The 23,068-nt window shown below is 57.7% G+C and carries 23 protein-coding genes; 17 read left to right on the top strand and 6 right to left on the bottom strand.

Translation table 11 applies throughout. The features are described 5' to 3' along the window. Window positions 1-14: 14 nt before the first annotated feature. The 11 genes from D3Z90_RS17680 to D3Z90_RS17630 all read left to right on the top strand — a co-directional run bounded on the left by D3Z90_RS17680 (window position 15) and on the right by D3Z90_RS17630 (window position 10,621). Window positions 15-353: a phage tail protein gene (locus D3Z90_RS17680; RefSeq protein WP_136477249.1), complete on the top strand. Its 339-nt coding sequence runs from the start codon at window positions 15-17 to the stop codon at window positions 351-353. Further along, window positions 353-1,051 carry a phage minor tail protein L gene (locus D3Z90_RS17675; protein ID WP_136477248.1) on the top strand — a complete coding sequence of 233 codons (699 nt, stop codon included), beginning with the start codon at window positions 353-355 and terminating at the stop codon, window positions 1,049-1,051. The genes D3Z90_RS17680 and D3Z90_RS17675 overlap by 1 nt, the downstream gene beginning before the upstream one ends. A gap of 8 nt (window positions 1,052-1,059) precedes the next feature. Beyond that, window positions 1,060-1,824 (top strand): C40 family peptidase, encoded by a 765-nt coding sequence (locus D3Z90_RS17670; RefSeq protein WP_168198482.1) that lies wholly within the window; start codon window positions 1,060-1,062, stop codon window positions 1,822-1,824. Window positions 1,825-2,269: 445 nt separating this feature from the next. Further along, complete coding sequence (locus D3Z90_RS17665; RefSeq protein ID WP_136477247.1) at window positions 2,270-2,896, top strand: tail assembly protein; 627 nt, start codon at window positions 2,270-2,272, stop codon at window positions 2,894-2,896. Between the two features lie 9 nt (window positions 2,897-2,905). Then, window positions 2,906-6,892, top strand: coding sequence for a phage tail protein (locus tag D3Z90_RS17660; RefSeq protein WP_136477246.1), 3,987 nt, complete (start codon window positions 2,906-2,908; stop codon window positions 6,890-6,892). A 1-nt stretch (window position 6,893) separates the two neighbouring features. Next, complete coding sequence (locus D3Z90_RS17655) at window positions 6,894-7,196, top strand: hypothetical protein (RefSeq protein WP_136477245.1); 303 nt, start codon at window positions 6,894-6,896, stop codon at window positions 7,194-7,196. Further along, on the top strand, window positions 7,196-8,065 hold the full coding sequence (locus D3Z90_RS17650) for a hypothetical protein (protein ID WP_136477244.1): 870 nt from the start codon (window positions 7,196-7,198) through the stop codon (window positions 8,063-8,065). Before D3Z90_RS17655 ends, D3Z90_RS17650 begins: the two co-directional genes overlap by 1 nt. A 54-nt stretch (window positions 8,066-8,119) precedes the next feature. Next, window positions 8,120-8,908 (top strand): phage tail protein, encoded by a 789-nt coding sequence (locus D3Z90_RS17645; RefSeq protein ID WP_136477243.1) that lies wholly within the window; start codon window positions 8,120-8,122, stop codon window positions 8,906-8,908. Beyond that, complete coding sequence (locus D3Z90_RS17640) at window positions 8,908-9,507, top strand: tail fiber assembly protein (protein ID WP_305956101.1); 600 nt, start codon at window positions 8,908-8,910, stop codon at window positions 9,505-9,507. Before D3Z90_RS17645 ends, D3Z90_RS17640 begins: the two co-directional genes overlap by 1 nt. 59 nt (window positions 9,508-9,566) lie before the next feature. Next, on the top strand, window positions 9,567-10,061 hold the full coding sequence (locus D3Z90_RS17635; protein ID WP_136477242.1) for a glycoside hydrolase family 104 protein: 495 nt from the start codon (window positions 9,567-9,569) through the stop codon (window positions 10,059-10,061). Then, a complete protein-coding gene (locus D3Z90_RS17630; protein ID WP_136477241.1) occupies window positions 10,058-10,621 on the top strand; it encodes a DUF2514 family protein in 564 nt (187 codons plus the stop codon). The genes D3Z90_RS17635 and D3Z90_RS17630 overlap by 4 nt, the downstream gene beginning before the upstream one ends. A gap of 20 nt (window positions 10,622-10,641) precedes the next feature. Here D3Z90_RS17630 and D3Z90_RS17625 read toward each other — a convergent pair whose 3' ends face one another. Further along, on the bottom strand, window positions 10,642-11,838 hold the full coding sequence (locus tag D3Z90_RS17625) for an integrase arm-type DNA-binding domain-containing protein (RefSeq protein ID WP_136477240.1): 1,197 nt from the start codon (window positions 11,836-11,838) through the stop codon (window positions 10,642-10,644). A 235-nt stretch (window positions 11,839-12,073) separates the two neighbouring features. Beyond that, window positions 12,074-13,153, bottom strand: coding sequence for a patatin-like phospholipase family protein (locus D3Z90_RS17620; RefSeq protein ID WP_136477239.1), 1,080 nt, complete (start codon window positions 13,151-13,153; stop codon window positions 12,074-12,076). Window positions 13,154-13,312: 159 nt separating this feature from the next. On the opposite strand from D3Z90_RS17620, the gene D3Z90_RS17615 reads away from it, so the two are divergent. The 5 genes from D3Z90_RS17615 to D3Z90_RS17595 all read left to right on the top strand — a co-directional run bounded on the left by D3Z90_RS17615 (window position 13,313) and on the right by D3Z90_RS17595 (window position 17,137). Further along, the gene (locus D3Z90_RS17615) at window positions 13,313-13,621 is read left to right on the top strand and encodes a PepSY domain-containing protein (protein ID WP_136477238.1); all 309 of its coding nucleotides are present in this window, start codon (window positions 13,313-13,315) and stop codon (window positions 13,619-13,621) included. Next, the gene (locus D3Z90_RS17610; RefSeq protein ID WP_136477237.1) at window positions 13,621-13,935 is read left to right on the top strand and encodes a PepSY domain-containing protein; all 315 of its coding nucleotides are present in this window, start codon (window positions 13,621-13,623) and stop codon (window positions 13,933-13,935) included. Before D3Z90_RS17615 ends, D3Z90_RS17610 begins: the two co-directional genes overlap by 1 nt. Next, window positions 13,935-14,603: a response regulator transcription factor gene (locus D3Z90_RS17605; protein WP_136477236.1), complete on the top strand. Its 669-nt coding sequence runs from the start codon at window positions 13,935-13,937 to the stop codon at window positions 14,601-14,603. Before D3Z90_RS17610 ends, D3Z90_RS17605 begins: the two co-directional genes overlap by 1 nt. Beyond that, the gene (locus D3Z90_RS17600) at window positions 14,600-15,922 is read left to right on the top strand and encodes a sensor histidine kinase (protein WP_136477235.1); all 1,323 of its coding nucleotides are present in this window, start codon (window positions 14,600-14,602) and stop codon (window positions 15,920-15,922) included. The genes D3Z90_RS17605 and D3Z90_RS17600 overlap by 4 nt, the downstream gene beginning before the upstream one ends. Window positions 15,923-16,036: 114 nt before the next feature. Next, window positions 16,037-17,137 (top strand): polyamine ABC transporter substrate-binding protein, encoded by a 1,101-nt coding sequence (locus D3Z90_RS17595; RefSeq protein WP_136477234.1) that lies wholly within the window; start codon window positions 16,037-16,039, stop codon window positions 17,135-17,137. A gap of 49 nt (window positions 17,138-17,186) precedes the next feature. Here D3Z90_RS17595 and D3Z90_RS17590 read toward each other — a convergent pair whose 3' ends face one another. The 3 genes from D3Z90_RS17590 to D3Z90_RS17580 all read right to left on the bottom strand — a co-directional run bounded on the left by D3Z90_RS17590 (window position 17,187) and on the right by D3Z90_RS17580 (window position 20,161). Continuing rightward, on the bottom strand, window positions 17,187-18,104 hold the full coding sequence (locus D3Z90_RS17590) for an AEC family transporter (RefSeq protein ID WP_136477233.1): 918 nt from the start codon (window positions 18,102-18,104) through the stop codon (window positions 17,187-17,189). A gap of 177 nt (window positions 18,105-18,281) precedes the next feature. Beyond that, entirely contained in the window at window positions 18,282-19,148 is an 867-nt protein-coding gene (locus D3Z90_RS17585; RefSeq protein ID WP_136477232.1) for a proline/glycine betaine ABC transporter permease, read from the bottom strand. Further along, complete coding sequence (locus tag D3Z90_RS17580; RefSeq protein ID WP_136477231.1) at window positions 19,145-20,161, bottom strand: ABC transporter substrate-binding protein; 1,017 nt, start codon at window positions 20,159-20,161, stop codon at window positions 19,145-19,147. The genes D3Z90_RS17585 and D3Z90_RS17580 overlap by 4 nt, the downstream gene beginning before the upstream one ends. 181 nt (window positions 20,162-20,342) lie before the next feature. Here D3Z90_RS17580 and D3Z90_RS17575 point away from each other — a divergent pair, with 181 nt between their 5' ends. Then, window positions 20,343-22,292, top strand: a complete 1,950-nt coding sequence (locus D3Z90_RS17575) for a S8 family serine peptidase (protein WP_136477230.1) — start codon at window positions 20,343-20,345, stop codon at window positions 22,290-22,292. 6 nt (window positions 22,293-22,298) lie between these two features. Here the strand turns inward: D3Z90_RS17575 and D3Z90_RS27405 are convergent, their stop codons facing one another. Further along, the gene (locus D3Z90_RS27405) at window positions 22,299-23,054 is read right to left on the bottom strand and encodes a methyl-accepting chemotaxis protein (RefSeq protein WP_371922326.1); all 756 of its coding nucleotides are present in this window, start codon (window positions 23,052-23,054) and stop codon (window positions 22,299-22,301) included. Between the last annotated feature and the right edge of the window lie 14 nt (window positions 23,055-23,068).

Below are 23,068 nucleotides of genomic sequence, written 5' to 3'. Positions count from 1 at the left end.
TGTAGGAGGGCCAGATGGCCGATCGATTCACCTGGAGGCCGAATCGCTCGGCCCCTGGCACCTTTGAGAGTGCGGTGCGCGCTGCCAAGTTCGGCAACGGGTACAAGCAAATCGCTGGCAACGGGATCAATAACGAAACGCAGTCCTGGAGCCTGACGTTCACAGGCAAGAAAGCGCGGATTGCTGCAATTCTTGCCTTTCTCCGGGCGCAGAAGGGGTTCAAACCCTTCATCTGGAAGACGCCATTTGATGGCGACCGCTACTTCACTTGCAACGCATACAGCCCTACCGACCAAGGAGGCGATATGTGGGTGCTCACTGCAACCTTTGAACAAACACACCAGGTGACCTGATGACTGAGAGCATCTATGAGGATATCCAGAAGCTGAATCCCGGCCAGTACGTCGAGCTCTTCGAACTGGACCTGGGCGCTTTGGGCGGGGACATTTACTACTTCCACGGATATACCCAGGTGGGCCCGGTGTTTTGGCAGGGTAAGGAATATTCGCCTTGGCCGATCAAGGTTGAGGGTATGGGCATGACTGGCGAGGGCCAGCAGAACAGTCCGCTGCTCTCAGTTGGCAACGTCTCCGGCCTACTCACTGCGCTATGCCGGATCTATGACGACTTGGTCGACGGTAAGGTCGTTCGCCATCGGACGCTGGGTCGCTTTCTCGACGCAGCAAACTTTCCCGGCGGCAACCCAGAGGCCGACCCTCAAGAGCACTTTGCAGACGACGTCTACGCCATCGACCAGAAGCAGTCTGCGGATGATGAGTTGATCGTATTTACGCTGAAGTCCCCCCTGATAGCATCGGATCGGAAGCTTCCGGGGCGGCAGGTTGTTGCGAACTGCTGCCAATGGCTCACGATTGGCGGGTACCGCGGTGTGTACTGCGGATATACCGGCTCGAACTACGCTACCGACAAGGACGTGTCGACCGGGGATCCTGGTCAGGATATGTGCTCCGGCACGCTCACCGGGTGCAAGCTGCGCTTCGGCGCGAACAATCCGCTGCGCTACGGCAGCTTCCCTTCTGCGGGCAACTGAGGTTTTCCATGAAAATATCGCAGGCTGTCATTGCGGCCATGTACGTGCACGCGCGTGAAAGGGCGCCGGAGGAATGCTGCGGGTTGCTGGTACGGGTCGGGCGGAAGCTGGTTTACCTGCCACTGGCCAACAAAGCGGCAAAGCCTGAGCAGGAGTTCCGCATCTGCGCTGAAGACTGGGCCGACACCGAGGATCAAGGGACTATCGTCGCCGTGGTGCACAGCCACCCCGGTCAGCCTGCCAGGCTGAGCGCCGCCGATCGTGCAGCGATGGAGTCCACGGCCTTGCCTTGGGTCATCATCGAGGTGCGCGAAGGTGAACCGGTGACGCACCTGGTGCACGAGCCAACCGGGTACCAGGCTCCGCTGGTGGGCCGACCCTTCCATCACGGTGTGCTGGACTGCTACACCTTGGTCCGCGACTACTACCAGCGCGAACTGGGTATCGTGCTTCCTGATTACGAACGCGAAGACGGATGGTGGGATAAGGGGCAGGACCTCTATGCCGACAACTTCGAAGCGGCTGGCTTCTACCCGGTGGACCCCGACGACTTACACCAGGGCGACCTCATCGTCATGCAGGTGCGCGCCGAAAAGGCGAACCACGCGGGTGTCTATCTCGCCGATGGTCGCCTCAAGACCGAGCCCGATCACCATCCGGTGCCGGGCGGAATACTGCACCACCTTTATGGGCGAGACTCAAAGCGCGACGTTTTCGGTGGATATTGGCGAGAAGCGGCGAGGTTCTACTTGCGCCACCGGGAGGCAAAGTGAGCGTGATAGATTTACCCCTTTGGACAAGGGGGTAAGAAATGCGAGTTCCACAACTGATAGCTGCCACGGCGATGGTTGCGTTGTCGGGATGTGCGACGCCGAACATGTCTGAAATGCGGGCGGTAGGCCCCATCAAGACGCTCGAGTCGCGGAAGACGGAAAGCTCCTATGCGGAGTGCGTTCTATTTGCATGGCAGGATATGCGGTTAGCTGGAGAGCTAAACAAGGCGTCCATTCAGCCAGGCAGAAACGGAGGTACAACTGTTATGTCTCGGGATGGTGGATATTTTGTGGATGTCTCGACGATACCGACAGGGGTGTTGGTCAGATACTACGAAGTTTCTGATACCTGGATATCCAAGCGGCTCAGAGAGCCGGTAATAAGTTGTTTGTAATGCCAAGTTAGACCGCCTCACGAGGCGGTTTTTTTATGCCTGGAGAAAACATGTCTGACCGGATCAGAACTATTCGCCTTTATGGTGAACTTGGCCGTCTGTTTGGCCGCGTTCATTACCTGGCGGTCCAATCGTCGGCTGAGGCGGTAAAAGCGCTTGGAGTGCTATTTCCTGGGTTCAAAAAGTACCTAGCATGCTCCAAGGAGAAAGGGCTGGCATTCGCTGTGTTCTACGGGAAGCGGAACATCGCAACACATGAACTGACACATCCTCCCGGCTCGGCCGATATCCGAATAGCGCCCGTCGTGGAGGGGCGAAAGAGTGGCGGCGGCCTGCAGGTGGTCTTGGGCATTGCTCTGATTGCTGCTGCCAGCTTTTTCACTGGCGGTCTTGCAGCAGGTGGGGCTGGGCTATTCGGGGCCGGAGCAGCTGGTACGACATGGGGAGCTGTCGGAATGGTTGGGTTCTCTCTTGCAATCGGCGGCGTAGCTCAGATGATTACAGGCACCCAGGCCAAAATCGACAGCAGCGAAGCCGCAGACAATCGACCCAGCTACAACTTCTCCGGCATCAAAAACACCATTACTCAGGGCAACCCGGTACCTCTCTGCTATGGAGAGATGACAACCGGGTCTGCGCAGCTCTCCCTCGGCATCCGCGCCGAAGATCAGCAATAGAGGCACTCCATGACTGACATGTCTATCTTGGGCTCCAAAGGTGGGTCCAAGCCGCACGCGCCTGTAGAAAGCCCAGACAGCCTGATCAACGTCAGCTATGCAAACATTCTGGACGGCATCAGTGAGGGCCCAATTGTCGGCTTGGTCAACGGTGCTCAGTCCATCTACTTGGACAAGACACCGCTGGCGAACAGCGACGGAAGCCTGAACTTCAGCGGTGTGACGTGGGAGCAGCGCACTGGCGAGCATGATCAGGACCACATCGCAGGTTTTCCTGCGGTTGAGTCCCAAACGTCGGTTGGTGTGGAGCTCGAGGCGAGCCAGTCTTGGGTGCAGTCATTTAGCAACCTAGAGCTATCTGCGTTTCGCATCCAGCTTGCGGTAGGTGCGCTGGTGCGGACCGAGAGCGACGGCGATATGGTCGGCTACACGGTCAATTACGAGATCGACCTTTCCACTGATGACGGCGACTACAAGACGGTGCTGAAGGCTGCCTTCAGCGGCAAGACAACCACGGGCTACCAGCGCTCGCACCGGATCGAGTTCCCCAAGGCTACTTCCGGCTGGCGCATCCGCGTTCGCCGAACAACTCCAGACTCGACTGACTCGCGGATTCAGGCTACGACTTCTATCGGCACCTACACCGAAGTCATCGACGCCAAGCTTCAGTACCCATACACCGCTCTCTGCGGCCTGAAGATGGATGCAAGCCAGTTCTCGGCGGTACCTGAGCGCGCCTACCGCATACGTGGTCGGATTATCCAAGTGCCAAGCAACTATGACGCTGCCACCCGCACATACACCGGGAACTGGGACGGCACATTCAAGCTTGCGTGGACCGACTGCCCGCCGTGGATCTGGCGCGATATCGTCCTGAACGATCGCTACGGCCTGGGCCGCTTCATTGACGCTGGCCAAGTGGACAAGTGGGGGCTGTACGAGATCGCGCAGTACTGCGACCACCAAGTGTCGAACGGGAAGGGTGGCCAAGAGCCTCGGTTTACCTGCAACGTCTACTTGCAGTCGCGGGCGGACGCACTGAACGTTCTGCAGGACCTGGCCAGTGTCTTCCGCGGCATGAGCTACTACGCTGGCAGCGAAGTAGCCTGCGCCGCCGACATGCCGGGCGACCCGGTGTATACCTACACTAACGCCAACGTCATTGATGGCAAGTTCAACCGTCCAGGTTCGAGCGGGTCGACTCGCTTCAGCGTGGCCAAGGTCGCGTGGAGTGACCGAGAGAATTTCGGCAACCAGCGTGTTGAGTATGTCCAGGACCAGACCGCAATTGGTCGCTACGGTATTCGCGAAACAGAGATCACCGCTTTCGGCTGCGTATCACAAGGGCAAGCGCAACGCGCCGGCAAGTACATCCTTCTGACCAACAGGCTGGAAACCGGCACTATCAACTTCAGCGTGGGCCTGGATGGCACCATTTGCCGACCAGGCGACATCATCCGCGTAGCTGACGAGAACTTCGCCGGAGTGCCTATTGGGGGGCGCCTCAAGGCCGCAACCACTACTACTGTTACGTTGGACAACGATGTAGCGGCATCAGCTGGCGATACCCTGGTGGTCATCCTGCCAAAAGGCGTGGCAGAGACGCGGATCATCCGCTCCATTGTTGGGCGGCTGGTGACCGTAACGCAGTCATTCTCTAAGGTGCCAGTCAAGGAATCGATCTACACCATTGAGACTGCTGAGCTTGTAGCCGAGACCTATCGGGTGCTGACCGTCAACGAAAATTTTGGCGACGACAAGCTGCAGTACGACATCGTCGCTGTCGAGCGCAATGCCAGTAAGTTTGAGGCGATCGACAATGGCGCTCAAATCGTAACGCCGCCCACCAGCGTTTTGCCCGGCGCAGTCCAGACCCCGCCATCGAACATCGAGCTTTCGACTTTCGATACGGTCAGCCAGGGCGTCAACGTAGCAACTATGCGCATCACCTGGGACGCTCCCCGTGGTGCACAGCATTACAACGTGTGGTGGAAGCGTGACGACGGCGACTGGATCTATGCGGGAGTCACGTATACCGCAGCCATGGAAGTGAAAGGGATTTACAGCGGCGTCTACATCGCGCGGGTGGCAGCAGTGGGTGTTGCTGGAAGTAGTTCTATTTGGGCGTTTTCCAAACCTACCCAGCTTTACGGCAAGACCGGCGAACCACCAGCCTTGGCAAGCTTCAGCGCTGCCACGGAGCTCTTTGGTATCCGCCTGAACTGGGCATTCCCTGGGGGCGCTGCCGATACCTTCTACACCGAGATACAAGAGTCCCTTGCGGGTAACGGTGAAAATCCGGTGCAGCTTTCGATGGTAGCTTACCCAGCGAGGACCTACCTGAAGAGCGGAATGGCCGCAGGCGTCACTAGGTTTTTCCGGGCACGCCTTGCAGACCGCACTGGTAATACGGGACCTTGGACAGCCTGGACATTCGGTCAGTCCGGTTCCGACGCAGGGCCAGTCCTTGAGTTACTCGGCGGCCGGATCACTGAGAGCGAACTTGGCCAAGAGCTGCTGAAGGAGATCGAGAAGATTTCCGGCGACTTCCCTGGCTCGGTGAATGATCGGATCGACTCGGCCAAGCAGGAACTGGAGGGACTGATCACTGAGCTGACTGACCCGCTGGAGTATGTGCCGACCAATGCCTACCTGAAGAATGATGCCGTTCGTCACGGTCAGCGTCTGTACATGGCTATCGCGCCAGTGCCGGCCGCCGCCGACGGTAGCAATGCGCCGCCGAACCCGACGTACTGGGTGGATATCGGCAGCATCGCCGAGACGGCGAACGCCCTGGCCAGCACCGTGGCGAAGAACACCAGTGACATCACGGAAATCGAAGGCCAGGTCACGGCCCAGGCTTCAGCGCTGCAGGCGGTGCAGTCTTCCTACCGCGACGACAACGGCGAGGGCGACCTTGCTGACGCTCTGCGCGGCTGGGATGCCACGGCCAAAGTGGCAGAAGAAAGTCGCACCCGGGCCACCCAGAACGAGGCGATGGCCACTCGCGTCACTGAGGTCGAGGCGACTGTCGGCAAGAACGCCGCCGGCATCAGTAGCCTGGAAAAGACTGTAGCCACCAACGAAAGCGCTACAGCCAGCCGGTTTGCCGATGTGGCCACCAAGGTGGGCGAGAACTCGGCCAATATCTCGCAGCTCGATCAGGCCGTTACGGATAACGAGTCTTCGACGGCTTCACGACTGCAGGAGGTCAACTCCCGTGTTGACGATGCCGAGACCGCGATCAGCGACGAGGCGCGCACCCGGGCGGATGGAGATGAAGCCCTGGGTGAGCGCATTGGCTACATGGAGGCGTCCCTCGTCTCGCCGCAGGGAGAGCGGGACGATAACGGCGAGGGCGATCTGGCCGGTGCCCTGAAGTCCTGGGAGAGTACGGCCAAGATCGCTGAAGAGTCGAAGGTGCGGGCAACTGCTATTGAGGCTCAGGCGCGCAAGTCCGAGACGCTCGAGGCTTCATTCAACAGCTCTCTGGACAAGACCAACGGCGAAATTCAGAAGACCAACGCATCGGTTCAGACCACCAGCCAGGCGCTGGCCGCGCTGGACGGCAAAGCCAGCACTATGTGGTCGGTGAAGATGCAGGTCAACTCCCAAGGTCAGTACGTTGCTGCAAGCGTTGGGATGGGTATTGAGAACGGCCCGGGAGGGCTGCAGAGCAAGTTCCTGGTCAGTGCGGATACGTTCGCGGTAGTGAACGGCATCAATGGAACGCTGGCATCTCCATTCGCTGTTACTGGCGGGCAAGTGTTCATGAACTCAGCCTTCATCATGGATGGCACGATCTCCAACGCCAAGATCGGGAGCTTCATTGCGTCGACCGACTATGTCGCTGGTGTTCAGGGATGGGCCATTTACAAAAGTGGCGTGTTCGAGCTGAACGGTACCGGGGCAGGGCAGAGCCGACTCACCATCAACAACTCCAGCGTTCGTGCGTATCACGCCAATGGTGTGCTGGGTATCGATTTGAGCCTTTGATATGACCGGACTTGTAATCAAGGACTCATCGGAGAAGGTGCTGGTCGATATGACCAGCAAACTGAGCCAGATGGTTGGCAGTGTGGTGACCGGCGGATCGGCAGGATCGATCACTATGCCGGCGCCACCTACCGGCAAGGTGATGTACTACATCATCGTGCCCTTAGTGAACTTGCAGCGCGAGAGGGGCAAGAAGCCAGGCGTGACGATCTCCGGCAACACCCTGTCCTGGTCGTACTCCTACTCAACTTCGGGCTGGGGTTACTTCTCAGCCAATTGCCGCATTTACTACGGGTATTACTGATGAGTGCTCGGCTGATAGTGAGAAAGGACACCGGGGAGCTGTTATTTGATACGAGCAAAATCTGCTACGGCTTGGTCAAGAGCGGAAACATGGTGGCGATCGAAACCTGGCCAAGGAAGTATTTGAGGTCGGCGCAACTTGATCCCAACGACGGCTCGAACTGGATGGACTCGAACCGTACCGGTGACACGATGTTCGGGTTCACAATTACAAACGCGATATCGCCAATCGTGTTCATCGTTGGCAAGGGCTGCCTCAATGGTACGGCTGTCTCTGGCAGCAGCATGACGTTTATGTATGCGGGCGGAAGCGCAGCGACGAAGTTCTACTGCTTCGACCTGATGGCCGACAATATCGCGGGCAGGCCTTACTTGAAGACCTGGAACGAAGATGGCGAGATAACATTCAATTCGCTGCAACCGCCCCTCAATGTCGTCGACTCAGTGCAGGCACCGTCACCGCCGGCAGCAAATGACCAGTTTGGTCGCAAGCTGTTGGCATATGCGGGAGGGCGCAATGAGCTCATCCGATATCAGACTGCCACGCAAGATGCGCAAATGCATTGTGTCGTCGATATCGCTTTGAGTGCCGGAATTGAGTACGCGGCATTCTTGCCGTTTTCTCGTAGCGCAACGCTCTGGAATACGCTGACCATCAGCGGCTCGATGCTGTCTCAGTGCGGCGTCAACGAAGGGGCTTACGGTCGAACGGGCGGGATCTCGTTCATGTTCGCCAATTCTGGCGGCAGCCCAGTTTCGTACCCTTCGATGTCGGCGTCATCGCCAGCGTCCTACACGGCCATTCCGACTGATCGGATACCCATCGCCCTGGTTATCCGAACCACTGGTTTGCCGTTTCCATATAACTGATGTCACCTATAAGTCAGCCCGCCGAGCGCGGGCTTTTTACTGTCTGGAGAAACTATGCCCTGGTACAGAACAGGCACGGTCGCGATCACGACCGGCCAAACCACAGTGACCGGTACCGGCACCGCATTTTCAGCAAACGCCCGGGTGGGCGATGCGTTCCAAGGGCCTGACGGCCGTTGGTACGAAGTCACCAATATTGCGAGCGCTACGGTGCTCAGCATTCTTCCTGTCTATCAGGGCGTCACAGTGGCGGGCGGCTCCTATGCGCTCGCCCCGATGCAAGGCTACGTGAAGGAATCAGCGGACCGCCTGCGTCAGATCGTCAACGATTGGGGGAGCACGCTGGCTGGCCTGGGTTCTGTCTCGACCGAAAACGTAGTTCCGGTGGCCAAGGGCGGCACCGGCGGTACCACTCCGGCACTCGCTCGCAGCGGGCTCGGCCTGAAGTCGGCAGCCGTGGCCGATATCGTCGGCTCTGTCAGCCAGAGTGGTGGTGTGCCGACCGGTGCAATCATCGAGCGCGGCAGTAATGCGAATGGCGAGTACGTGAAATTCGCTGACGGGACGATGATTTGTACGTCTTTAGGGAGAATGCTGGAGTTTTTCAACTCATCCAACCTGCGGACCAGTTGGACTTATCCGGTTGCTTTCGCATCTACGCCAACGGTTTTAGTGAATCAGTCCGGTAGCTCAATTCCGTTCACGAAACAGGTAACGGGGTGTTATGCGTATACACGCACTAATACTTCGGCGCTTTGCTCAATAGCTTCTGTTGGGCAATTTGTTTCCTCCGATATATCAGCCGGCTTCCTTGACGTGGTCGCCATAGGAAGGTGGTACTGATGATTATTAAACTATCCCCAGTCCGTTCTGATGCCGAGTTGAGCGTCATAAAGGCGGGTGACACGCTCACTATCAACGGCTTAATGCTGGACTTTTCGCGCCTTGAGGACGGTTCGACACTCCCGGCGGAGGCTATCGGTACGGAATCGATTACCCAGGCCGTGGAGCGCATCAACGGCAATCTGAACTTAATGCTTACTCTTCCGCACGCAGCGGATGCGCCTGACTTTGCCCGTTTCCCCGTCGACATTCACAGTCCTGCTGATGGGCCAGTGCAACTTCCTGGTCTCGATCTGGCCACAGGCCAACAGTCAGCTGTGGGCGGCATCATCGACTGGTCGCAGGTTGTCACCCGGGAAATGAAAGCTACGGCGGCTGCCGAACAACATCTTGCCCAGATCATCGCCGAGGCCTCAACGCTTCGCGCTGTCGCCGATTCCGCCATTGCTCCATTGCAGGACGCTGTCGACCTTGAGGAGGCCACTGAGGCTGAAATGGCCGAGCTCAAGGCCTGGAAGAAATACCGCATCGCGTTGATTCGCGTGCCGGACCAGCCAGGCTATCCCGACACAATCGACTGGCCAGCGCCTCCGGCCTGACAGCTACCGCACTCAAAGCACCCGCCATCGAGCGGGTTTATTTTTGCCTGGAGAAACCCATGGCTCGTATTTCTGACTCACTGGCGGGCAGCAAGAATGCGCTCGCCTTTCTCGATATGTTGGCTTGGTCGGAGGGCACCTCAACCAGCAAGCATTCCCGCGATGATGGCTACGACGTCATTGTCGGGGGCATCGATAGCCCCAACACCTTCAAGAGCTATGCCAGCCATCCGGGCGTGCTGGTCACTGTGAACACCAAAGGCCTGAAGTCGACAGCTGCCGGGCGGTACCAGCAGCTGCAGCGCTACTGGCCTCATTACCGCGACCTGCTGAAGCTGCCCGATTTCGGCCCTGTGAGCCAGGATAAGCTGGCCCTGCAATTGATCAAGGAGCGTCGTGCGTTACCTGACGTGCATGCCGGCCGCATCGAGTTAGCAATCGAGAAGTGCCGGAACATTTGGGCAAGTCTTCCGGGTGCGGGATATGGGCAGCATGAACGCAAACTGGACGACTTACTGGCGCACTTCATCGCCGCCGGCGGGGAGCTCGCATGACTTGGCTGAAGCTGGTCCCGGCCTGGGCCTGGTGGTTGCTTGCAGTGCTGGTTGTGGGTGCTGGCCAGCAATATCGGCTGATGGTTGCCCAGGGCGAGACTGATTCAGCCAGAGTGGAGACCGCCAAGGTGAAGAGTGATCTGGCCGACTACCGCCTGGAGGTCTCCGAGCGCGACCGCCGCGCCGCCGCCCAGGCCAGAAATGAAGAACAGCGCCGGCAGAAAGTGGCGGATGAGGAAGGTGAGAATGCACGACACAAACTGGACCTGGCCGAGGGTCGCGCCGCTACTGCTGAGTCTGCTGCTGACGGGATGCGCGGCGAAATCAAACGACTGCGGACCGGCCACCGAGCAACCTGCGACACCATCGCTACCCAGCAGCGCGAGACAGGAGCCTCTGCCGTCGTGGTGCTCGGGGGATTGCTTGAAGAGTCTGACCGAATGGCGGGAAGCTGCGCAGCAGCGCTTGAGCGAAGTCGAATAGCTGGACTGTCATGCGAGCGCACATATGATGCGGTTCGCGGGGTGACTAATCCACCGAAAATACATAACGCCAAGTAATCTAGGCTTAAAAGGAACATTTAGCCTTTTGCGCCTAGATTTGTTGGCGTTGTAGAAATTAGGTCTGCCCATTCTTGCATCATCTGCCGGCGCTGGTCCAAGTAAGTGGCGTGGTTGTAGATGTCACGTATCACGCTGGTATCGGCGTGCGCCAACTGTCGCTCCACCCAGTCGCGGTTGTAGCCACGACCGTTCATCTCGGTAGAGAACATGTGACGGAAGCCGTGAGGGGATTGCTTGCCGATTAGGCCGCACATATCCATCACGCGCTGGGCGTAGTTGATGCCGATGGGCTTGGAGGTATCGCCTCGCTTGGGGAAGACGTAGCGAAGGTGGCCGGACATAGGGAGCATGCCGTTCAATAGTTCGATTGCCTGGTCAGGCAGAGGCACAACATGGTCACGGCGCATCTTCATCTTGGCTGCTGGCGTGGTCCAGGTCCTTTCGTTCAGGTCGATCTCCGACCACTCGGCATTCCTGACTTCACCAGGTCGCGATGCGGTGTAGATCATCATGAGGGTAGCGGAACGGATTTGATGGCCGGTTACGCAATCCATGATCGCCTTCATGACCTTCGGCATTTCGCTGAAGTCCATGAACGGCCGGTGGCTGTGCTGATCGATCTTTGCGGTTACCGCGTGCATTTCTGATGTTGGGTCGACATCCATCAGGCCGATGGCAATAGCATAGCGAAACACCTGGCTGATCCACTGGCGCCCCTTGACGGCTTGAGTCACGGCGCCGCGCTTCTCAATGGCGCGGATAAGACTGATGACTTCCGCCCGCTTGATGGCGTCGATCTGCTTGTCTCCGAACGCTGGTAGCGCGTCCAGCTCCATCGCATTGGAAATAACCCTCAGGGTTCCAGGCGAGATGCTTCCCTTCCTGAAAGCAATCCACTCCTCATAGACGCGGCGAAAGGTCCGACCCTGGGCCTCAATGCGTTCTGCCTTCTTCTCCTTCCTCGATTCGCGCGGGTCAATACCCTGCGCTACCTCTTCGCGCGCATCATCACGCCGCGCACGCGCATCCTTTAATCCAACATCTGGGTAAGTCCCGAAAGATATCCGCGCCTGCTTGCCGAGCCAGGTGAATCGGAAATGCCAACTCTTCACGCCGCTGGGAGCTATATAAAGGAAGAGACCGAGCGAATCGGCAACGGTGTATGCCTTTTCCTTCGGCTTTGCCTGTCTGGCAGCGGTGTCCGTGAGTGCCACTAGTACATTCTCCCTCAAGAAATTTACGATGTACTGAATGATGTACTAGTTGTAATGCATTGGGAATGTGTTGCGTGACACGAGGTGACACGTCTACGTCGCCTGTTTGCGTTGGCCGTAGCGTTCAGTGAGATGGCTCGATTTTGGGCGGGAGCCAACCGTGGAATCTTTGAAAATTTCCACGTTGTCTCAACTCTGAAAGCCTATGCTGGTAGGCAGTTTACCAGTACGGTCGTTACAAAGGTTGCAGTTGCGCGTGCAGCCTGCCGGTTTCTATCAGCTCGAGAAGCTCATCACCCAATCGTCGACTTTCGGACATCGCTTTGTGCCAGTAACGTTGACGACTGCTCGCATCACCCATGAAACGTTTAAAGTCACTGCGATCAGGCAGTTTGCCGTAGGGCAGGGCCGCGAGGTATTGAGCTGAGGGCGCAAGCAGCAAAACGTTGCGCAAACGTTGCCCATCTCCTCGCCGCCAAGGCAGAGCTTTGTCGAACCAGCCTGGAATCACTTTGTCGGTGAAGTGTGGATACAACACGATGTCATCGCCCTGATACGGCAAGTCCAAGTGGTAATCCAGCAGGCCTCCATCACGGTAAGTTCCCGAGCCTACACCGGGGATGTCACGCACACCTTCCATTACCATAGGTATCGATCCAGAGGCGAGTAGCGCGTGGCGCAGGTTGTTGGCATCCAGCGGCAAGCAGCGCGATGGAAAATCGGTCAATGGCTGCAAAGGCGGCACGCTTCGGGCGTCGTGGAGAATGATCCGCTCGAAATGCTTGGCCAATCGAGGCCGTCCGATCAAGTTGTCGGCGATCACCGAAGACAGGCCCATTCCCAAGCGTGCACGGTGATCATGTGCCAATAGACCATGGCTCTTGACCACCATGATGTTGAGGCGGTAATCCGGGCTTTCGAGGACTTGTCTGTCACGTCCCTGCAGCAGCTCATCGAGCATGCCTCGGCAACTGCGGCTGACCTCGGCCTGGGTTACACCTTTGGCAAAGTCTTGCTCGGTGTAAAGCTGTCCCAGGCGCTGTAGCGCCTCGGCTGGGTTGGGCAGGCAGGCGCTGGCGAAGCGCCAGGAGCCGATGGATGCACCAATCAACGCGCGCACACGGGGGGCACTGGGCAGCCACTGGCCGAACAGTGCCAGATCCAGGCCCTGGATCCCGAGCGCCTTTGGGCCGCCCGCTGCGCCGGGTAGCACACCCACATCGGCTGCTTGGAGTCCGCACTCACCGATGCGCCGCAAGGCCTGACTGCCTGCCTTGAGGGTCAGCGCCGGATACTTGATATGGATTGCGCTCATTCGAGTCTCGCTTTCTGGAGCCGGCAATTATAGAGAACGGCGGTCCTGTTGTGGGCCAGGGGTGCGCTATCATGTCGCCAGTCGTTTTCAGCTTCAATTAAGTTCGGTTGGTTAATCTAGTCCTCGTAGAAACAATTCTGATCTCAACGGAGAGAACTCATGAAAACTTTGACTGCCCTGTTCGCCACCGCTGCCCTTGCTCTTAGTGCCAACGTTGCCCTGGCTAAAGACGTACAGCCTGATGAAGTGGTGAAGCTGGTTCAGGCCAAGACCATCATGTCGCTAGACGAGCTGAAAGCTAAAGCCGTTGCCAAGCATCCAGGTGCGACCGTTACCGATTCGGAGCTGGAAGACGAGTACGGCCGCTACATTTACAAGGTCGAGCTTCGCGATGCCCAGAATGTTGAATGGGACGTCGATTTTGATGCCAAGACCGGTGAAATCCTCAAGGACGCTCGAGACAACTAATGACCGTACGACTGCGATCAGCACAAACGGTTCTCGTTGCGCTGTTAGCCTTGAGCTCGCTGGCCGTAGCCCGTGATCTTGACCAGGATGAAGCCTTGAAGCTGCGGCAGCAAGGCGTAATCCTGCCACTGGAACAACTCCTCAACGACGCCCTGGGACGCTATCCCGGGGCGAAGTTGTTGGAGGCGGAACTTGAAGAGAAACACGACCGCTACGAATATGAAGTCGAGTTGTTGACCCCAGAAGGCGTGGTGCGTGAGATCAAACTCAATGCATCCAATGGAATGTTGCTCAAAGACGAGGAAGATGATTGATGCGCCTTTTACTGGTCGAAGACAATGTCCCATTAGCGGACGAATTGATCCAAGGCCTACAGCGCCAAGGCTATGCAGTCGACTGGTTGGCCGATGGCAGGGATGCGGTCTATCAGGGAAGCAGCGAACCCTATGACCTGATCATTCTCGACCTCGGTCTACCTGGATTGTCAGGCCTTGAAGTACTGGCACAGTGGCGCGCCGGTGGGTTGCTGACGCCTGTGCTGATTCTCACCGCTCGCAGTTCCTGGGCTGAGCGCATCGAGGGCTTGAAAGCCGGTGCAGACGACTACCTGAGCAAGCCGTTTCATCCTGAAGAACTGATGCTGCGCGTTCAATCGTTACTTCGCCGCGCGCGTGGCCTGGCCAACCAGTCAACCCTGGAAGCTGCCGGCCTGCAACTGGATGAAGGACGCCAGTGTGTGACGCGCGACGGTGTCGATATCCAGCTCACGGCCGCAGAGTTTCGGCTATTGCGTTATTTCATGCTGCATCCGCAGCAAATTCTATCCAAAAGCCATCTGGCAGAGCACCTGTATGACGGTGAGAGCGAGCGCGACTCCAATGTGCTGGAGGTCCACGTCAACCACTTGCGCCGAAAGCTTGGCCGCGACGTGATTGAAACACGACGGGGTCAAGGCTATCGCTATGCAGGGAGCGCCGGGTGAAATCGATTCAGGCGCGTCTGAGCCTTGGCTTGATTGCGGTACTGGTGCTGGTAGGCCTGGCGCTGGCCCAGTTAAGCCTGTGGCTGTTCGAGGTAGGGTTGCAGCGATACCTGGAGACGGGATTACGCAAAGAGAGCGAGAACTTGCTCATCGCAATGGTGCAAGGGCAATCTGGTCTTGAGCTGGATGAGCGGCGAATTTCTTCGGCCTACAAACGACCGTTTTCCGGCTATTACTTTCGCATCGACTTTGACGGCAAGAGTTGGCGCTCCCGTTCACTTTGGGACCTCGATATGCCTGCGCCGGCCAAAAGCGGGCTGCACACAGACCTGGAGTTGGGGCCCGAAAACCAGCAGTTGTTGGTGTTGCGCAGCGACTACCGACGCTTCGGCCAGGCGATCGCAATCAGCGTGGCCCAAGACTACACCCCGGTGCGCGATCAGTTTCGGCGCATGAAGCAGATCGGCCTTGGAATGGGGCTGGTTGCGCTGATTCTGGTGTTGATCCTGCAGCGCATTACTGTCACCCGTTCGCTGCGTCCACTCGAACGCGCGCGCGTGCAGATTGCTCAGTTGCAGCAAGGCAAGCGCTCTCAGCTCGACACGCAGGTGCCCACTGAGCTGGAGCCTTTGGTCGCGCAGATCAACCATCTGCTGGCTCATACCGAAGACAGTCTGCGTCGTTCACGGAATGCCTTGGGTAACCTTGGCCACGCATTGAAGACACCGTTGGCGGTGCTGTTGAGTCTGGCCTCCAGCGAGCAACTCAAGGATGCACCGCAGGTACGAGTGCAATTGCGCGAACAACTGCAACAGATCCAGCAGCGCCTTAGCCGTGAGCTCAATCGTGCGCGGCTCGCGGGTGATGCATTGCCGGGCGCGCAATTCGATTGTGATGCCGAACTACCAGGGCTGTTGTCGACCCTGAGCATGATCCATGGCGACGGCTTGCAGCTAAGTCAGCACGTACGTCCCGGTCTGGTGTTGCCATGGGACCGTGAAGACTTGCTCGAACTGCTCGGCAACTTGCTCGACAACGCCTGCAAGTGGGCTGACAGTGAAGTACGTTTGAGCATCGAGGAGCAACCGGGACGCTACCTACTTGTGGTCGACGATGATGGCCCTGGTATACCTGTCTCCGAGCGCGAACAAGTTCTTGAGCGTGGAACCCGGCTGGACGAACAAATCGATGGTCATGGTCTGGGCCTTGGCATCGTGCGTGACATCGTCGAAGTCTGGAGTGGACACATGACCCTGCAAGACAGCCCCCTGGGCGGCTTGCGAGTCAACATAGCGCTGCCAGCGAGGGCAGAGCACTAGGTCAACGTTGTTACACGAAAATGGCCATTCCGATCTCTTTTTGGCCAACCCCACACTGTAAACCGGCAAAACGCTCAGCAAGAATCTGAAGGCCAAACTTGGGGGAAACAATCCATGGCCACACTGAAACGTATACTTGCTGCCGGCGCCGGAGCGTTGACGCTGTTAACCGGCGCCGTGAATGCTGAAGTGCGAGAGTTGAGGGTGTACAACTGGGCTGACTACATCTTGCCATCGGTACCCAAGGACTTTGCTGCCAAGTCAGGTATCAAAGTGACCTGGGATACCTTTGATACCAACGAATCCCTGGAAGCCAAGCTACTTACCGGTAATTCGGGTTACGATCTGGTCGTGCCTTCCAACCAGTTTCTCGATACCCAAATAAAAGCCGGCGTCTTTCAGAAGCTGGACAAGAGCAAGTTGCCCAACTGGAGTCATCAGGACCCGGCATTGCTCAAGCTGCTGGATAGTAATGATCCGGGCAATCAATACGGTGTCCCCTATATGTACGGCACGGTGTTGATTGGCTTCAACCCCACCAAGGTCAAGGCTGCACTGGGTGAGCAGGCGCCAGTGGACAGCTGGGATCTGGTGTTCAAGCCGGAGAATATGCAGAAGCTCAAATCCTGTGGCGTGGCGATGCTTGATTCGCCTTCGGAGATTCTGCCGCTTGCATTGCACTATCTTGGACTCAATCCCAACAGCCAGAACCCAGAAGACTATGAAAAGGCCAAGGCTTTGATGCTCAAGGTTCGCCCTTATGTCACCTATTTCAATTCTGCCAAGTACATGACCGACATCGCCAATGGCGATATCTGTGTTGCGATCGGTTATTCCGGGAGCTTCTACCAGTTCGGCAACCGCGCCAAAGAGGCAGGTAATGGCGTCGTGGTCGACTGGCGTTTGCCTAAAGAAGGCGCGCCAATCTGGTTCGACACGTTTGCCATTCCAAAGAGTGCGAAGAACGTCGCTGAGGCCCATGAATTCCTCAACAATCTGATGGACCCGAAAGTCATTGCTCCGATCAGCGATTTCCTTGGCTATCCCAATGCCAACAAAGATTCGTTGGCGCTGATAAACCCTGAGATCACCGGCAACCCCAACCTGACGCCCACCGCGCAAGCACTGACGAAACTGTATGTAGTGCAACCGCTGCCACAGAAACTCGAGCGTGTACGCACTCGGGTCTGGACCAGCATCAAGTCGGACAAGTAGCCTTGGCTGCCTGCGTGCATGGCGCCAGCACTGGGCACGGCACGCAGGATCACGTCAGGGTCAGGCTCAACATTACCGGTAGAGTCAGCGCTGCCAGCAAGGTTTGCAAGGCAATGATGTTGGCCATCAGTGGAGCGTTGCCGCCCATCTGTCTGGCCATTACATAGGACGACGACGCGGTCGGTAGTGCCTGAAACAGTATGGCGACGATTGCCGCTTGGCCACTAAGCCCGAACAGCCGGCACACGCCGTAGGTGATTAATGGCAGGACCACGAACTTGAACAACGAGGCGGCCACTAGCGGGCGCGGACCAAGCCCTTGCGCGCTGCTGCCCAGTGCTGCCCCCACGCATAGTAAACCCAGTGGCAACGCAGCCTGACCGAGCGCCTTGATGGTCGGTTCGATACCCGCTGGAAGGCCGATACCGGTGACTCTCAGGGCAATACCGGCGGCGCACCCGACAATCAGCGGGTTGCTGAAAATTGCCTTGATGACGCTGGCGGGCGAGCTACGTATACCGCTGTAACGTGCAAATACCATCACGCACAGGATGTTGACCGTTGGCACGATGGCAGCATTCGCCACTGCTGCCAGAGCGATACCGCCGGTGCCATAAATTCCGGCGGCCAATGTTGCACCGATGTAGTTGTTAAACCGCACGCCACCCTGGAAAACCGATGTAAAGCTGGCACCATCGTCAGCCACCACGCTCTTGCACAGCACCAGCAGGCTCCCGCCAATCAGGGTCGAAAGCAACAGCACAGTTACCATGTCGAGCACTGGCAGCCCGCCAAGATCAGCAGTAGCCAGGCCATGGGTGAACAACGCGGGTAACAATACGAAATAGCTCAGGCGTTCGGCGGCGGGCCAGAATGCTTCGCCGAGAAACCCGTGGCTCCTCAGTGCACGCCCCAGTGCGATCAGCAAGGCGATAGGCACGATGGTGGCGAGGATCAGGTTCAGCATCAGGCGATTTCCCTATGTTGGCGCAATGTGGACTTCAAAACTGCGGTCAGGTGGCGCCGACGACTACTGGCATGTGCAAGGTAAAGTGGGGGGAAGTCCAGATTTCGACGTAGGGCGGTATTGTTTCGGTTGTGATCGCGGCATCGACGTGGTGGGAGCGCTCATCATGGTGGATGATCAGCGCTGATTGAAAGCGCTAGCCTTCGACTGTCCGTAAGCCTGGGTGATCCGGTCGATCACCATGGCCAGCGCAACTATCGCCAACCCTGCCTCGACACCTTTGCCCACATTCAACGTTTGAATACCTGCCAGTACATCTTCACCCAAGCCACGCGCACCGATCATCGAAGCGACCACGACCATCGACAGCGCCATCATCACTGACTGGTTGAGCCCGGCCATGATGCTTGGCATGGCCAGCGGCAACATGACCCGTCGCAATCGTTGCCAGCGACTGGCTCCAAGTCCTTGAGCCGCCCGAGTGAGGGATGGGTCGATTTGCGAAAGACCCAGCTCGGTCAGGCGTATCAAAGGTGGCAGCGCATAGATCAGGGTGGCGAAGATCGCCGGCACCTTGCCCAGACCAAATAACATCAGCACCGGGATCAGATAGACGAAGCTTGGCAGCGTCTGCATGACATCGAGTACTGGCATCATCAACTGGCGCGCGCGCGGGCGACTGGCCAGCAATATGCCCAGTGGTACACCGATGAGGATGCACAGGCCTGTGCTCACCACGATCAGGGCGCAGGTTTGCAGGAGCTTGTCCCACAAACCGATAACGCCGATCAGAAACAGCAAGCCGGTGAGCACCAGGGCACGGACAAAGCTGCGGCTGGCGTGCCAAGTAAGCAGTGCGACGATCAGCAGTAGTAACCACCAAGGCGTCGCGCGCAGCAGGTTTTCCAAGCCGACCAGCAATTGCAGAAGACCGTCGGAAACGCTGCGCAACTGGTCGCCGTAGCTCAGGACCAGCCAGTCGACAAATCGGTTAACACTGTCAGCGAAGGAGAAATGCAGGGATTGCGGGAAACCTCCATTCACAGGCTAGCCTCGACTTTCCTGGCTATGTCATCGGGTAACCAGGCTTTCCAGATTGCGGGCTGATCACGCATGAATTTTACCGCGGCTTCGTTGGCTGATTCGCGCTTTTCGCTCATTTGCGCCAAGGTTTTGTTCAGAGTGTGGATAGGCAGATCGACCTTGGCGAAAAATTCGACTAGCTCGGGATAGTCTTTACGAAAGGGTGCCGAGACGCCGATCGAGAGCTTCGCAGGCAGCGAGCGACTGCCTTGGGGGCTTGAGTTGCTGGGGTCGGTCAGGGTTTTCCAGGCCTCTTCGTTGAACGCTGGTTCTTCCAGGCGCACCAGCGAAAATCGTCCCATGAGTGGCGTAGGCGACCAGTAGTAGAACAGCACCGGTTTGCCGCGACGGATAGCCGAGGTGATTTCGGCATCCAGGGCAGCGCCGGAACCGCTGCGAAAGTTCACGTAGTCGTTTTCCAGCCCATAGGCCTTGAGCTTCTGGCTGTTGACGGTTTCGGAGGTCCATCCACTGGGGCTATTGAGAAAGCGGCCCTTTTCAGGTGTCTCGGGATCGCTGAACACCGACCTATACTGCTTGAGCTCGTTTACCGAGCGCAGTCCTGGTGCCAGAGGTTTGATATTGCGTGCGGGGTCACCCTTGATTACATATTCAGGCACGTACCATCCCTCATCGGCGTTCTTCACCGTGTCGCCGATGGCAAACACCTGGCCGGCTTGCTCGGCCTTGATCCACGCCGGGCTGCGACCTGCCCATTCTTCGGCGATCACCTGGATATCGTTGCGGGCCAGCGCCACCTCCATGCTGACAGTGCTGCCAGGAAGGGTATCGGTGTCGTAGCCATAACCTTTCTCGACGATCAGGCGCAGGATTTCCGTGGTCAGGCTACCGCTTTCCCAGGTGATGTCGCCAAAGTGGATGGTCTTCTTCGACTCGCTGGCTGTAGCACTGCCGGTACCGGTCAGGTCAAAGGCGAACAGCAGGCCGGCCAGTAGCGTCACAATTTTCTTCATGGGGCCTCGTCGTAGGCAGTTGCATGGATTCGGGAAAGTGTAGACGACGAGGTCGGACCTACCGGCGAAGAGCCTTTGCACCGGGAATGTCTTCAATCTGGATGGGATGCTTGGGGCGGGCAAGCATGTATCTCGGTATGCCCGGTCAGGGCATGGAGATAGAACGTTTAAAGGTGAGCCCATGAGCCTTGATGTGAACTTTGTTTACTACCGCAACTTCCGCTTTGATGGAAAGTTCCACGTGCGCTGTATCGGCAGTGGCCTGGATAAAGTGAAAAGCATCCGTTATGAACTGGAAAAGGTCGGGACCGATGGTCCGGTGACGATCGACGCCAAGTCTGTGTATTCCCAGGCCCACAGTGGTGCGATGGGTGATTATGGCTGTCCTGCCACGCTCCACGCCGAGATAGCGAAAGGCACTTACAGCATCAGACCGCGAGTCAGGATCAAGGACGGTGTAACCGATGTGCCTGTTGATGAGCACCACTCGCTGCTCATGGAGCCCTTGGTCATTGTTATCAATGAAGGGGAGTTGAGCAGAGGCATTCTCGATACGGTGCCGTTGGCGGCTGGCAACAGTAGGCGTAAAAGGTCGGTGGTGGAGGGGCAGGGCAACGAACTGGCGAATGAGGCGCGGGAGGTGGAGGATCCGCTGGGTGAATCGCTGCAACCGTTTCCCTTTGTGGCGCCAGGCATGTCCTATCCGACGTTGCTGCTCAAGTTCTTCGAGGGAGGGCTGGAGCGTTTTCTGGCAGAGCTTGAACCCGACTCAGGTTCCGATCTTGTGCGCCTCTGGCCATCGCTCAAAGACGTCATTGATCCTCGCCCACTTCTAGACCCACAGGAGCGTTCCGACGACAAGCTGGCCGTGCTCAGCCTTTACTGCTATCTGGAACAGCCGTCGAGCATGCTCAATGAAACCTATGTTGCGTTGATCCAGACCTTGGAAGCACTTGAATATCTTGAGTCTCTTCAATTCGTCGCGCCTGAAGTCGAGTCGGCGGTGGTTGTCGCGGGTGCCGCGGCAATACTGGCGACCTTGCTCACAGGTGCAGCGGTGGTGGCCGGTAATGATGCCTATGAGGAGGCCCGGCCAACGCCTGATTTCGAAGCGTTGCAGACTTACCTGGATGAACCTGGCATCAGATACAAGGGCATGAATGTGCGCAAGGCATGGGCCCGTCAGGTAACCGGAAAAGGGGCAAGGGTGCACTTTTCAGATGGTGGCTTGTTTCCAGATCACGAGGATCTCAAGGGCAATCCCAATCTCAGGATCATCACGCAACAGCCCAACGATGATCCCGGTCATGGCACCAAATCAGTGGGAATCCTGTTGGCTACCCCCGATTCGCGCGGGATGACCGGTATCTGCCATGCCAGCGAGCTGTACCTCTACAACAATCGGGCGCAGGACCACGCATCTCGTGTGCGAACACCGAAGGATCTTCTGCGTTACGTCGAGCCCGGAGACATCGTGGCCATCAATCGGCAGTCGGCGAACGTGAATGTGTTGTCGACATTCCTGCCATCACTGCAGGAGCGCGATTGGTGGGATATGGCCCAAGCCCTGACCGAACGCGGGGCCGTAGTGGTTTTCGCGGCAGGCAATGGCAGTTCGAAAAGCCTGGCCGATAAGGGTACGACGGCGCACTACAGGGTCAACCTTGCAGATTGGCGCTACTTTGATAACCACGGAGACGCCGAGGCGATCGTGGTGGGGGCGTGTCAGTCTTGGGATGGCAAACCCCATCAGTATTCGAACTTCAGGTACCCGTATCGAATGCTCAACTCCTGGGGGGACAGTGTGGTAACCCTAGGGGGTGGTGATCTGCAGGACAAGTCTGGCGATGACAGGGATTACACCGCCCATTACGCTGGAACCTCGAGCGCCACGCCCTTGGTCACCGGCGCATTGAGCTTGATCCAGTCCTATGCGATGGAACAGCACCATATCTATCTGAACGCCGATCAGATGCATTTGTTGGTCATGCAGGCAGGCTACAGGGATGCCACCTTGCCTCACTCGGACGTTGCACCAATGGGGGCAAGGCCCGACGTGCACGGCACATTGGTCCTGCTCGATAAAATCCTGGGTGGTGGCAGGTTCCACCCGCCCAGGGATGAGCTCTGAAGAGGCTCAGACGCGGAACTGATCCATGAGCCCTTGCTGTTGGTTGGCCAGGCTATTGAGTGACTGGCTGACTCGCGCCGATTCATTGGCCTGGTTGGAGAGCGATTCAGTCACGTCGCGGATGGTCGCGACGTTGCTGTTGATTTCCTCGGCGACTGCGCTTTGTTCTTCGGCGGCGCTGGCAATCTGTAGATTCATGTCACTGATCACAGTCACCGCATTGCCGATTTGCTGCAGTGCGGTAACTGCCTGGCTGACTTGCTCAACGCTGCCTTGAGCTTGGCGATGGCTGTTGTCCATGGCGCCAACCACTTCACGGGTACCGGCCTGCAGTTCTTCAATCACCTGACGCGTTTCTTCTACCGACTCCTGAGTACGGCGGGCCAGGTTGCGTACTTCATCGGCGACCACCGCAAATCCACGGCCTGCCTCGCCGGCACGAGCAGCCTCGATGGCGGCATTGAGGGCCAGCAGATTGGTCTGTTCGGCGATGGAGCGGATGACTTCCAGCACCGAGCCGATTTTGTCACTGTTTTCGGCCAGACCCTCAACTTGCGCCATAGCGGTGCTCATGTTGGCTGCCAGGGTATCGATACTGCTGGTGGTGCGATCGATTACCGAAAGGCCCTGCTGAGTTGCCTGGTCGGCTTCGCGCGCCGCCTGAGCGGCCTGGGCGGCACTGCGCGCAACATCCTGTGCGGTGGCGCTCATCTCATGGGAGGCGGTGGCCACCTGATCCACCTGGCGATATTGCTGCTCCATGCCTGCACTGGTCT

Origin of the sequence: Pseudomonas sp. DG56-2 (genome assembly GCF_004803755.1) — a bacterium.
Classification (GTDB): domain Bacteria; phylum Pseudomonadota; class Gammaproteobacteria; order Pseudomonadales; family Pseudomonadaceae; genus Aquipseudomonas; species Aquipseudomonas auratipiscis.
The sequence above is the reverse complement of the archived record's forward strand: the minus strand, read 5'-3'. Positions and strand labels throughout refer to the sequence as shown.